Genomic DNA, 12330 nt, shown 5'->3' on the forward strand with positions numbered 1-12330 from the left:
CCAAGGGAATATACGAGAGAGTAGGCTGAAGGGTTAATTAGGGTTGTTAATGAAATAATGAGTGGTGAATTATGATTATTTAATTGAGGATGCTAGGATGCGTCAGGACGTATTCAAGAATCTTGATAAGTACCTTCGCATCATTAAGGAGGTTGTTAGGTCCATAGACCCTGATGCTGAGGTTTACCTATTCGGTTCTGTTGCTGAGAATAGGTACGCATTATCGAGTGATATTGATGTATTGATAATAACCAATGCTGACCCAGGAATTATTCTCGAGAAGTTGTGGAGAGCAGGTATTGGGCCTCCCTTTGAGGTGCATGTCAGGATGCCCAATAAGCTGGTTTATTACGAGAGGTTTAGTAATTAATTAAGATATGATTAACTCACACTTTCTAAGCATCGTACAGAGCGTGTCCTATGCGGTGGACTTTAGCAGGTGAGGGTGATTATGAATGTTGATGCCCTGGTTTTGTAGGTTAGTTTATTTTGTTTGATTTCTTAATTAATGGTTCATAATAATTCAATCATTGATAATGTATAGTAGGTTTGGGTTTATTGATAGGCCGTTGAATCCAAGTGGAGTTCCGCCTATTGAGCGTAGGTACTCGCCTGTGGGTTTTGAGGGTGAGCTTGAGAGGGTTAGGGCAGCGATTAATGCTTTTCTTAGGGGTGGTGATAATATTGCTGTTGTAATTGTTGGGCAGTATGGTTGGGGTAAGAGTGAGTTGCTTGATGCTGTGGAGGCCGTGGCGCAGGGCCTTGGGCTTAGGGTTCTTAGGCTTCCGCTGTCCTTTGGTCTTGATATTAATGTTGTCATTAACTCATTGCTTAAGGCCCGCGGTAACTCCAGTGAGCCTCTACTCGTGCTTATTGATGAGGCTGATGAGGTTAGTAGGGCTGTTGAGCTTAGTAATGCGCTTAGCCCTGGTGATGCTGCTAAGGTTAGGGACTTGGTCATTAAGCTCGGTTCTTTGATTAGGGCGTTGATTGAGCCTAGGAATTACAGGGATGTATTAGGTGTGGATCCAAAGAGACTTAGTAAGGTTATGGTAGTGCTGGCTTTCACACCGCAGCTTTATTATAACATTCTCAAGAACATGGTGCCTGACGTGTTTGACATAACGAGGGGTAGGGTATACATGGAGATAGTGCTTGATGAGAGAATGCCCCTATGGCTCTATGAAGCAATGCTACTACAGCGATTCAATGCCTACTCAACCGATGATAGACTTGACCTGGTGAGAAAGGGCTTAATTAATGCTCTTCATCCACTGAGGCGTGAGTACTTGGCCACGCTTTATGAGTTGGTGGCTAACACTGAGGGCGGTAAGGCTTCGCCGAGGGCCTTGGTTAAGTTCACGTCTAAGCTCCTGGACATGATTGTGGAGAGGGGTAAGGAGCTTAATTACGAGTTATTTGAGGAGTTCCTGAAGAGCGAGGTCTCCAGTGGCGAGTTGAAGGCATATCTGGATGTGATTAATGAGAGTCCTAGTGATGAGAGGGGGTCCAGGGTTTTTAAGGCATTATTACTGTCAGGTGTTCCTAGGGATATCAATGACTTGAGTTCGGAGCTTGGGTATGATGTGACTTCCTACATAAATGCAATGGTTAAGGCGGGGCTTATTGAGGAGGTGCAAGTCGCTAGGTTTAAGCTTGACAGTGATGGATTAAGCAGAGTCAATAATGAATTAATTAAGTTAGGGTTGGCGCCTATTGAGGGTGATTTGAGGGATATATCGATAGGCTATGGTTCGTACTACACGGCATATGAAGGTGAACCCGTGATCTACGTTATTTTTCCAAGCAGTGCTAAGATTTCATCAGCGATAAGCATTGTCAAGGCCTATCAAGCGTCCCCTAGATTGCATAGGATTCTCGTGTTTGGTAAGGAGCCCGAGGAGATTATTAGGGCTAAGGAGGAGGTTAGTAAGGCTATTAGTATTGTTAATACCTTCCGCGAGGATCTAGCCATGGAGGTTGTTAGAGCTGCACTTGGTTCTCAAGTAACGCTTTATCCATCATCAGGTGCCTGGTTTGGTATTATTGAGAATCCACTTGATGCTAGGATTGGCGTTATAGTGAGTATTGATGGTGAGCCTAACCAGCTCATTAAGTTGCTGAGTAAGGTTGTGAATGAGGGTGCAATGATCATTAATGGGCAGGAAAGATTCATTGATTCATTATTGGTGATTATAATGTCAAGAACGTTGCTCACAGGAGATATTATGAAAAATGTTGTTGAGCCAGTTAGTAGGTTATCCTGGAAGTTCGTGCTTGGTCCAGTAACGGACTTTACATACTTCTCAGTATTTGGTTCTGATAAGGTTGATGAGCTTAGATCCATAGTGATTGGGTCCAGGCTTGAAAGACTGGATAAAGTTCCAAGGGAGTACTCCGTGTTTCTAGAAAGACTTAATGATTATAGGGATGAGATCCTGGCATTTAGAGATAAGGTTAGGCAGAGGGTTCTTCAGTACACGATGGCAGTTAAACGCGGTGCTAAGGAGTCTAAGGACGTTGTTATTAGGCGGATCGTTGAGGCGTGGGTTAAGGGTGAAAATCTCAATGATCAGCCCGAGATATTTAGGGATGAAGGCGGTAGGGCTAAAATAAGTATTGTTGAGTCGAGTTTCATTAATTATCTTAAGTCATTGGGTAAGTCGAGTTTTACAGGTAAGGAGCTTGAGTACCTAGTAAGGAGGTTATACCCAACGCACCTATGGAGAGAGTTTAGGGAGATTGACTTAATAAAGTTGCTTAGTCTTAGAGGTCTGCTATTACCCATTAATGCTGATTTAACGGAATACGCGCCATACTCCCCTGAACTTGTACCGCAGGTACTAAATGTACTTAGTAATTACCTAAATAGGCTTAACGAGTCGCTTTATAAGCCATTAACGATAAGTATTGATGAATTGAAAATAAATATCGAGATTAAGCCAGGTATTAACGTACAAGGAAATGACTGTGAAAAGGCATTGGCGCTACTTAAGGCTGTCCCAGAAACATCAAGTGAGTTCCTTAAGAGATACTCGTTCTTCATGCTATGTGTTGATAGAGTAGAGAGTGAGATTGATCAAAGGCTTGAGGAGTTAAATAATGAGTTGTCAATATTATCATCATCCTTAAATAATGCCATTAAGGAGGTAATGAACAAACTTAGTGGCGTCAGGAAAGGAATTGATGATTACCTAACTGGCTTATCCACCGAGATAGAGTCCAAAATTAATAATTTAGTTGAGAGAATTAAGGCGTATATCTCGAGACTTAGTGGTCTTGAGTTGGAGAATGTTAAGGAGAGCCTTCCAACGATACTAGATACAATAAATTCTGAGGTTAATGATATTGTTAATTTAGTGAATATATTAAGGGATATTGAGGATAGAATTAAGGAATACATGGAATTAACAAATATCCTAGGTAATGCATCAACAATAATAGGTACTGAGATCACCACAATGAATCTCGATGATTTTGTAAATGACCTATTACCGTTAGTGAGACTTGGTTCGTTAAATGCCTTGAATAACTACCTAAATGAGCTTATACGCATCGTGGAGCTTAGGCGTAAGGAACTCAGCGACATCTTAAGTAATGTTAATACATTGATTGATAAGTACGTGAAGATAACAGCATGGCTTAAGAAGAGAGCCAGAAATAAGCTAGTGAGTAAGTTATTGAGCGGTGGGACTCCTGAAATACCAAATCCATCACCAACATTTGATAATGCGAAGTATATAGGTGAGGCGGTCAGAATTGTGGATAGAGCAATTGATGGAATTAGTAAGGAACTTAATATACCCAGGGATTTGCTCATTAGTATAGTCTCGTTAGGGCCTAATGTGGGTATTGACGAGGAGACCATTGCTAAGGAATTCGGTATGGATGTCTCCACGGTTAATAAGTACTTAGAAAGTATGTGGAGGGTTGGCTTAATTGATAGGAAGTATGTGACATGAGGTGATGAGCAATGAAGGTTACAGTACTTGGGCTAGGAAGAGATTGTGTGAGTAATGATGAATTTAATTGTAATGGTAATGTTGATGGTGCAACAGTGATAATTGACTTAAACGGTAGCCTTAAGTCACTAAATACAAGGGCTCAGTTAATAATATCTTCAAAACCGGAATCCATAGTACCCGTTAAGAGGTATTTCATTGATGAAATAATAGTTGGAAATACAGTATTAAGGACATTAATAGGTCTTGGAGAACTTAGTGGTGATGCGGTTATTAAGGGTACTAAGGGTGAGGCGCTTGGAGTTTCGCTGAATGGTAAGGTAATACTCTTTGCAAAGCCATTGCTTATTTACCTGCTTCATGATCAGGAACCCTTAATTAATGAACTAAAACTATTATTAAGTAATGCTAAGTCAGGTGTTAGTATTAGTGATGCCGTGGATGAACTAGCCTCATTAATAATATCTGAGAGACGTAGTAAGAAGGTTTCACGCACATTAGCATACCTTGAGGAATTTCTCCAGGATGGTAATGTAAGTAAGTTACCACCTTACATAGTTGATATATTAATGAGTGTTGGCGCCGTGGAGGGTGATAATATCAATAGGGAGTTGATTGAGAGAATAATCAGTGAGGTGAAGACTAGGATTTATCCGAGGAGGAATTAAGATGTTTAATGACGTAATAATAAACATGCTGGAGCTTATTGAGACGAGGATTACGCAAATACGGGATAAGGCACTTGGTCTGCTTAATGATGCTAATAATTTCATGGAGAATATAATTGAGGTTACACCGAATAGGGGGTTTATTAAATTCATAGCCGTAGACTCGGGGTTTACAGAGATAGTTTATCTCGGTTTTAGGATAGCTGTTATTAACATAGCAATGTTAATGAATACCAACGGTAAGGGACATATACTAACTAGGTTTGAGGCATTACTAGGGATTTCGAGTGAGGAATTAGAGAGAATTGCCCTGGACATGGAGGTTAAGTATGCATTGGAAGCGTCAAGGATTTTCCCAATAGATGTTGTGTTGCTCGATGGGGCATTAATAGGGAGGAACTACGTGGGCAAATTTAATGTACCAGTACTTGCACATATTAAAGATGTTAAAAGCAATAGGTATTCACAGGGAATAATCGATACTGAGTTTAAGAACTATATTAACAAGGCGTTGCAAATAATGGAGGAGCCATTAATAATGCACATAATAATGGAGACCTACAGAGATAGGGTCAAAAACGACAATGCATTAATGACGAAACCCTACGTAGTTGGTAAGATTGGTGATAAGGAGGTCTATGGCTTCTATGTTCAATACCTACCGGCCGCATTACCAATATACACCGAGTATATTGGTGATCCTGGCATGATTCAACATGTAATATCACGCATAGCGCCGCTATCAATAATGCCGAGGCTTGGGTATCCAGCCCCACTGTATGTAGTTGATAGGTTTGCTAAGGTAAACATGGACTTCAGGAGTATGGTGAGACTCATCATGGAAAAATTAGGTGGTGAGGTTTTGAGTGAATTAAGGGGTATGTACCTGAAGATAGGACTGAATGAGTATGTAAAGAATAAATGATCTTCATCCAAATTTAATCGAATAGGAAATAAGGTCAGGAAGATTGCTTCAAGGTATATGGATGTGCAATTTCAAGTTTCATCCCGGGTTCAATTCATCACATTATCAGTAGCGTCCCTGACCTAATCATCCATTAATAATGCATTATTCTATATTTAATGTTTTATTTCTTGCAATGACCATTAAGTAAATAAAGCGTTGCGGATTTTATTCTGATGGATGTTGATTTACATTGTACGTGCAATGAATGAGCTTAGGAGGTGCCTGGCTGTTTATGATGAGTTTGAGTGCACGGCATACATTAATAAGACCTATGGTACTTGGATGGTTAGGCTTAGTAATGATGAGGCTAATGCAATACTTAGTGAAGCGTCAAGATCATGCACACAGGTAGAGGGTAGTTTCCTTTATTGTATATTTTGTGTTGGTTCACAGTGCAGTATGGAACCCTCAGAGTCAGTAATTAAGTATATTATTGATTGCCTTGATAGGCTCAGTATTAAGCAGGGTGTAAAAGATACCCTCAAAAACATGCTTAATAAGGCTATGGAGGTTAATTCTGAAGTTGCGTGTTCCGGTGAGTAATAATGCTTAGGCAGGTGTTTTTCGGAGGTATTTTCGATAAATTACCACAGGATGTTTATAGGAGTTGGTTTGTTTATCAAATGAGGGTTTCTCAGGCGTTAATTATTATTTCCATGGTATCATTCATAGCCGGTTCCACAGTGCTAATGTTAAGGTATGGAAGTCTGCATGGAGATTTAATGCTCGGCGGCTTAGTGCTTTTCTATGTGGGTATAATGTTTAGTCAACATCCTGGTTTTACCAGGGTTATGCCAAGTCCATTCGCGTCAATATTAATTGGCTTGTTAGCAGTTACGTGGATTATAACGTATACACTCGGCCTATGGTTTAATTGGATAGTGGGTGTGATTTTAGTTCTCTACTATGCATTATTATTAATCATTAGGGGTGGTTTAGGCAGAAAGCCACTTTATTGGCCTAACACGTTTTTCTTAAGTGGCCTAATTAGCCTTGCAATTGCTTTCTATATGAGCGATTTTAGGTTATTGGTTTTCCCCGTGGCATCAATAGTAAGTCTCATGAGGCGTGTTGAGAGTAGGCAAAGGCCTATTTATGCCGTTGACATTCCATACACGGTCTTACTCCCCGTGATGACGTACTTCCTCGATAATCCCATAGTCCTGGCAGTATTTTCCCTATTCACGTTGGTGGTTATTGGAGTACCAAGGAGATTTGGTCAGGCATTTAACACGATATACGCTAGGGCATACTCAATCGGTTCCTCGCTTGGTAGGGTATCGCTAATCATTACTGCTATATTATCATTAATTGGTGTTCCGCTGGGTGATGCCATTCATATGTTCTTCATAGGGTTTATAGCCGTGATAATGTCATCACTATGCATACCAATGCTCAACCCAGGGATTCTCTGGTTCTCAATGAGGCACTACGGAATTGCTGGCTTCGAAATACCAACACTCCTCTTCATATCGGCAATATTACGAGCAATTTACTACCTAGTTAGTTTTCAATTAATCATTATATCCTTAATCCTTGTATTTATTGCCTACATTGAGGTTGCCGTATCATACCTAAGTGGTGAGAGGATTAAGGTTCTCTAGAATAATTGAGTAATGCATTTGCTATTAACCTGGCAATCCTAATGGGTTCAGGTCTCTTGCCTTCTTTAGTGAACTTCCTAATTATCGTCCTAGCTGCCCTATAATCAATACCCGTAAACCTCACATAAATCCTTAAACCACCAGGTAACAGCACCTCCCTGGGCTTACCTAACTTTTCATAAAGCCTTATCCTCGTGTCCGAGTCATTTGGGAATAGTTTCCTTAGTGCGTTTATGACATCGCCTTCGGGCTCCTCGAAGGTTAGGCATATTATTGGTAAGCCCAGTGTATCCGTTAGCTTCTCAAGGTCAATTATATTGTACCAAGATATTATGCATCCATCAGTCATTACCAATTGAATGTCATTCCTATTAAATGACTTGTATAGACTTATTACGGCATCTGTGGCATCCAAACCACCGACGGTAGTCCTACCCAATGACACACCATCAATAACACCATCACTCCTCATTATGACACCAACAAGTATTGAGTGCCTAAGATCGAGCCTAAAACTCTCTGCTATGCCAAGAGCCCTTATACCCGGCTTACTAATCAATGAATCAACGCTCATTCCATTAATCACTACAAACTAAGCGAATTTAATAGGTTTAATAATTGTTCCAGGTTAAAGCGTATCGCAATGAAGAATTCCGTATCATTAACTAATTTGGATAACTTCGCCGTATTTACACGTATATGACTGTGGATTTCCATAATAATTAGTCGCATTGAGTATGAAGCCGAAGGTGGGTAAACCATATACCTGCGATGCGTCAACCACAGATATGTATAGGTTCGTACCAACACCAACATTGAAGAACTCAACCCAGGTCTGCTGCACCGTTGATGATGTTGATGGAGGTAATAACATACTTGCGACACTGAACAATGCGCCACCAACGCTTAGCAAAACATCGAGAGGCGCAGTATTGGGTATCAATGCCGCAAGGCCGAGGGTTATCCCAGCAAGCCCAGTACCCAGCTGCGGCGCACTTAAACCGTATGCAGTATTGACACCACTAAGCTGTATCTGGTAATACCCATTAAATGCGCCAACAGGGCCATTACACTCATAGAGGTACTCAGAGCCGGTGCTTGTGTATTCAAAACTGGCATAATCAACAACGGAGGAAGCATTCAGCGCCGAATATCCAAAGTACTCCTCAGCCAACGGTACTGCACCGTAATACAGCAGACTGATTGTTCCATTACCATAATCAAGCGCGACATTATAAGCATCATACCTAGGTACATAGAGAACCTCAGAAACGGTCGTCGTACCCAAGTACTCCGTATATCCAGTCGTTGGGTCAACGTACCAGGCGCTATACTGAACAATAGCCCAGGTAGCATCCTCATAATAGTAATAAACAGAACCTGGCTCACCTATTTGGGAGCCAAGTACGTATTCCGCGGTATTCCCAACCCAATTCTCCTGCGTGCTGTAAGATGCACCTATATCACCATAACCCGCCGCAATAGCGTTCCAATCAATAGTGCCCGAAAAGTCAATAGCCAATGTAATCCCCAACCCTCTATCGCCACTTAAAACATCACCACTCCAGGTTACCCAAGCCAACGGTAATGACCCGTTAATGCCTACGCACGTGCTCTCTGGCCAGAACTCATATGGCAACCCTAAATATGCATTCGGTTGCGGCCCACTTAAACTGCAATTATATACCGTATAACCATTGTAGGTACCAAAGATCTCTGGATCCGTTAAATTAACTATGTGATTAGTCATTACGACCTTAAACGGCTTTATTGAACTTATGTTTATGTACACGGTAGCCAATATATACATAGGTCTCACACCAGGTACCAGGCCAGGTCTTTGCGCCGCGAGGGCCCAACCAACGTTGTAAGGAATCACCATTGGTACGATCCACGAATCATAACCTTGGAGGTAAGTTATGAATATAAGCAATGATGTATTATAGCCATTTACGGGCATACCGGTCTCAAGCCACTTACTTACTGCATAAGCCCAATTACTATTGTTGAATGGTACGTTAATTACGTTACCGTATGTGTGAAGTATGGGTACTATGCCGCTTGGCGCATTTGCGTACACACTAACAAAGGCGTTAACAGGGGTTATTGAGGATCCGTTAACAAGGTAGATCCTAATCACCAAACCTGGCACCATACTACTTAATGGTGGTGTGCTATAGTACGATACTGCACTGGCACCAATCCTAATTACTTCCACGGGACTTGGTTGAATTTGTATAGTGCTAAGTAGTGAGAGTACTATTGAGACTATGGTTATGGCAAGCACTATTGATATGAGCCCTAGCTTTCTCATGATCAGATTAATGAATTATTTTATCTGATATATATTGCGCTTCGAGTCGTGGTAGAGCGGTATGAACATGGAATTAACTTACAATAATATTGTTATCCTACTTATTGCAGTGAATGCTTCCTGAGTAGGGCTGGGTTGAGTTTATGATTATACCCACAGGGAACGCTTCACTGGTTATTGAGCCGTACTCGTACTTAACTGGTGTTCTGTAAAATGCCACGTAATAGCTTGAACCATATTTAGCGACTAGATTTACGTTGGTATTGAAGTAGAAGAATGATGAAGAGCTTGGCGGTGGAACTATCAAGCCAGCTATGCCGAGGGCTACTGATGTGGCTAGGCCCGCCGGAAATTGATTTTTACCAAAAATCGCGGCTATTCCTAGGGGATTAGGATTGAATGTAGACGTAGTTACACTAATTGGGAAGTAGCATCCTGACGACGTACATACTATATTGGGATTTGACGTACATAATCCGCTGTAGTGATAATTACCGTAACTATCCCTTGATACGAATACGTAGTCATAGACATAGCTTGGACTTATTAAATTAAATCTAGGTGCCGTCTGGCTCATTATGAAGCTCATAATCCCATTACCAAGATCAATACCTGGCCATAGATAAAGAATGCTATTACGTATCGTGCCCGGCAATAGGTTGATTATTGCCGTGGCATTTGCGTGCTCATTAATTGGGTAGGTGAAGCCATACTGGTCCATGTAATATTCCTGGAATTGAATTAAGGCTAGGGTACCATTAATACCCAAATAGAGGAAGCCTGGACCCTTATTAACGTAGTAATATAAGTTCGGGTATGAGTATGATAATGAGGGGCTGGATGAAAATACGAAATTTACGTAAATATTATCGACATAATTATAACCATTATAACCTCCATAAATGGGTAAGTTGCTTGAAAATTGCAGTGTCGGCCCAACAACCTCAAGTCCAGAGCCGGGTACATTAGCCACGCCATAAAGGCCGGAGCCCTGCTGAGCATAACCACCTATACTTAGGACAATCCCACCACCAATATTATTGTTCCATGCATCCTTACCCCAGGCAACCCATAAAATAGGTACTGAACCATTAAACCCTGCACATGCACGTGGCTGCCAATAAAAGACTCCCGCACCTGCGGGAATTGGTGATGGAGCGGCATTCTGAACATTGCTATTCCCAAGGCAGTTGTATGGTCCTACGAAGCCATAGGGATCTGTAGGTAAGTTTGTCGTTGATGTAGCGCTGTAATTACGTGCTATTTCCACCTTTACTGGCATTACTTTATTAAAGTCTATGTTTAGGCTTATGGTTATTGATGCATTGTTTATTACCCAAGTTGGGTCATAAGGTATTGCCACTACTACGGTCCTTGTCTCATTTGTAGACTTGTCGAAATAGGTAATCAGTGCAAGTATGGAGGGCCATACCGTATTGGGTGGGTTCCCGTTAGATATCATGATCTTTATCGTTTCCTTCGCTATGTTTACTACTAGTTTTGACGTTAGGCTTATGTTTACTAAGCCGACCCCATAGTAGTAACCAACTGTATACATATGTCCGTTGCCTAGTGCAAATAGGCTTATGGTGAATGGTACTGGGTTATTATTTAGGTATCCGCGTACTATGAGTATTGGCTTTCTCAGGCTTGTTACGTTGTAGTAATAAACCTGGTACTCATTGGTACTGATTGTTAAAATTGGACTGGGGCTTAATGGTTGAGCAAACACCGTGATGAGGATGGCAGTGGTGACGATGGATATAATCAACATTACTACTGTAACGATCCGTCTATAGTTAGTACTCGTAATCATCAAGAATATTCCTCAATTCAGCAAGCTTTTTTGCTTCTGGTGTTCATAAAAAGTGAATCGAGCGCAATTGAACGATTATTTAATCAACGGCGATATCACGTCCTGGGCTTTAAGCCTAGCCTTATTAATCCGTCCCTAAGCCTTTGCACCTCAGGCTCACTTAACGGCCTTAGGTATGGCTCCTTCACGGTTCCAAAGTCGTAACGAAGCAGGTGAACCAGCTTGTAATAGCCATCAACGCCCGGATAATCCCTAGTCAATTCCCTAACCCTGGCTATCAAGTCCTGTTTTTCCATGGCTGATTGTAACCTGCCAGCTTTAAAATCATCGAACATACTTCTCATCACCTCAGGGAGTACGTTTGCCATGGCCGATATGCATCCCTTGGCACCCACCATTAAGGCTGGTAGTATTGTTGAGTCTGCCCCATTTAGTACGGTTATGCCGAGCCTTACATGGCCCATTATTTGCGTTATGTCGCCAGTACTATCCTTAACACCGGCTATTTTAACGCCGTCACTGATGAGCTTTGCCACGAGATCTGGCGTCACGTTGAATCCTGTATTCTGCGGTATGTTATATATGTATATTGGTAATTTAGTTGCTTCAGAGAGTTTTGTGTAATATCTCCTTAATGTTTCGTAGTCTGGTTTATAGTAGATTGGTGGTATTGACGATATGGCTATAGCGCCGAACCTTTCGGCTAATCTGATGGTTTCAACGACTTCATTCCAATCAAAGGAGAATACGTGAACTATCAATTGCTTATTGGTGTGCTTCATTATTGTCTCAAGGGCTATCCTCCTTTCTTCAATTGTTAGGTATGGCCCCTGGCTCGTTGTTCCGAATGGATAGAAACCGTCAACACCAGCCTTTGTTAAGGAATCAACGTGTCTTGCAAGAGACTCCGTGTCTAATTTACCGTTTTTAAACGGAATTGCCAGGGCTACAAATATTCCCTCCATCAAGGAGATACGGGTTCTAGGCCCTTAATAAAAC

Annotated in this window: 10 protein-coding genes; 6 read left to right on the top strand and 4 right to left on the bottom strand. The window is 41.4% G+C overall.

The features are described 5' to 3' along the window. Positions 1-64: 64 nt before the first annotated feature. The 6 genes from ACP5L5_RS09230 to ACP5L5_RS09255 all read left to right on the top strand — a co-directional run bounded on the left by ACP5L5_RS09230 (position 65) and on the right by ACP5L5_RS09255 (position 7201). Positions 65-370 (top strand): nucleotidyltransferase domain-containing protein, encoded by a 306-nt coding sequence (locus tag ACP5L5_RS09230; RefSeq protein WP_428763272.1) that lies wholly within the window; start codon positions 65-67, stop codon positions 368-370. A gap of 166 nt (positions 371-536) precedes the next feature. Further along, positions 537-3962, top strand: a complete 3426-nt coding sequence (locus ACP5L5_RS09235) for a hypothetical protein (protein ID WP_428763274.1) — start codon at positions 537-539, stop codon at positions 3960-3962. Positions 3963-3973: 11 nt separating this feature from the next. Continuing rightward, positions 3974-4630: a hypothetical protein gene (locus tag ACP5L5_RS09240; protein ID WP_428763276.1), complete on the top strand. Its 657-nt coding sequence runs from the start codon at positions 3974-3976 to the stop codon at positions 4628-4630. Position 4631: 1 nt separating this feature from the next. Then, the gene (locus ACP5L5_RS09245) at positions 4632-5555 is read left to right on the top strand and encodes a DNA double-strand break repair nuclease NurA (protein WP_428763277.1); all 924 of its coding nucleotides are present in this window, start codon (positions 4632-4634) and stop codon (positions 5553-5555) included. Positions 5556-5774: 219 nt separating this feature from the next. After that, the gene (locus tag ACP5L5_RS09250; RefSeq protein WP_428763279.1) at positions 5775-6140 is read left to right on the top strand and encodes a hypothetical protein; all 366 of its coding nucleotides are present in this window, start codon (positions 5775-5777) and stop codon (positions 6138-6140) included. A 2-nt stretch (positions 6141-6142) separates the two neighbouring features. Continuing rightward, complete coding sequence (locus tag ACP5L5_RS09255) at positions 6143-7201, top strand: hypothetical protein (protein ID WP_428763281.1); 1059 nt, start codon at positions 6143-6145, stop codon at positions 7199-7201. Here ACP5L5_RS09255 and ACP5L5_RS09260 read toward each other — a convergent pair. The 4 genes from ACP5L5_RS09260 to ACP5L5_RS09275 all read right to left on the bottom strand — a co-directional run bounded on the left by ACP5L5_RS09260 (position 7188) and on the right by ACP5L5_RS09275 (position 12296). After that, positions 7188-7775, bottom strand: a complete 588-nt coding sequence (locus ACP5L5_RS09260; RefSeq protein ID WP_428763283.1) for a DUF99 family protein — start codon at positions 7773-7775, stop codon at positions 7188-7190. The two genes, ACP5L5_RS09255 and ACP5L5_RS09260, sit on opposite strands and share 14 nt — an antisense overlap. 87 nt (positions 7776-7862) lie before the next feature. After that, a complete protein-coding gene (locus ACP5L5_RS09265) occupies positions 7863-9515 on the bottom strand; it encodes a hypothetical protein (RefSeq protein WP_428763284.1) in 1653 nt (550 codons plus the stop codon). Positions 9516-9612: 97 nt separating this feature from the next. Then, a complete protein-coding gene (locus ACP5L5_RS09270; RefSeq protein WP_428763286.1) occupies positions 9613-11289 on the bottom strand; it encodes a hypothetical protein in 1677 nt (558 codons plus the stop codon). Positions 11290-11426: 137 nt separating this feature from the next. After that, positions 11427-12296: a dihydrodipicolinate synthase family protein gene (locus tag ACP5L5_RS09275; RefSeq protein WP_428763288.1), complete on the bottom strand. Its 870-nt coding sequence runs from the start codon at positions 12294-12296 to the stop codon at positions 11427-11429. Positions 12297-12330: the final 34 nt, after the last annotated feature.

Source organism: Vulcanisaeta sp., assembly GCF_049966235.1.
Lineage (GTDB): Archaea > Thermoproteota > Thermoprotei > Thermoproteales > Thermocladiaceae > Vulcanisaeta > Vulcanisaeta moutnovskia.

Excerpts from the sequence above, each read along its gene's own strand:
- ACP5L5_RS09265 (WP_428763284.1), bottom strand. The coding sequence starts at position 9,515 with ATGAGAAAGCTAGGGCTCATATCAATAGTGCTTGCCATAACCATAGTC.
- ACP5L5_RS09260 (WP_428763283.1), bottom strand. The coding sequence starts at position 7,775 with ATGAGCGTTGATTCATTGATTAGTAAGCCGGGTATAAGGGCTCTTGGC.
- ACP5L5_RS09275 (WP_428763288.1), bottom strand. The coding sequence starts at position 12,296 with ATGGAGGGAATATTTGTAGCCCTGGCAATTCCGTTTAAAAACGGTAAA.
- ACP5L5_RS09255 (WP_428763281.1), top strand. The coding sequence starts at position 6,143 with ATGCTTAGGCAGGTGTTTTTCGGAGGTATTTTCGATAAATTACCACAG.
- ACP5L5_RS09250 (WP_428763279.1), top strand. The coding sequence starts at position 5,775 with ATGTTGATTTACATTGTACGTGCAATGAATGAGCTTAGGAGGTGCCTG.
- ACP5L5_RS09235 (WP_428763274.1), top strand. The coding sequence starts at position 537 with ATGTATAGTAGGTTTGGGTTTATTGATAGGCCGTTGAATCCAAGTGGA.
- ACP5L5_RS09270 (WP_428763286.1), bottom strand. The coding sequence starts at position 11,289 with ATGTTGATTATATCCATCGTCACCACTGCCATCCTCATCACGGTGTTT.
- ACP5L5_RS09245 (WP_428763277.1), top strand. The coding sequence starts at position 4,632 with ATGTTTAATGACGTAATAATAAACATGCTGGAGCTTATTGAGACGAGG.
- ACP5L5_RS09240 (WP_428763276.1), top strand. The coding sequence starts at position 3,974 with ATGAAGGTTACAGTACTTGGGCTAGGAAGAGATTGTGTGAGTAATGAT.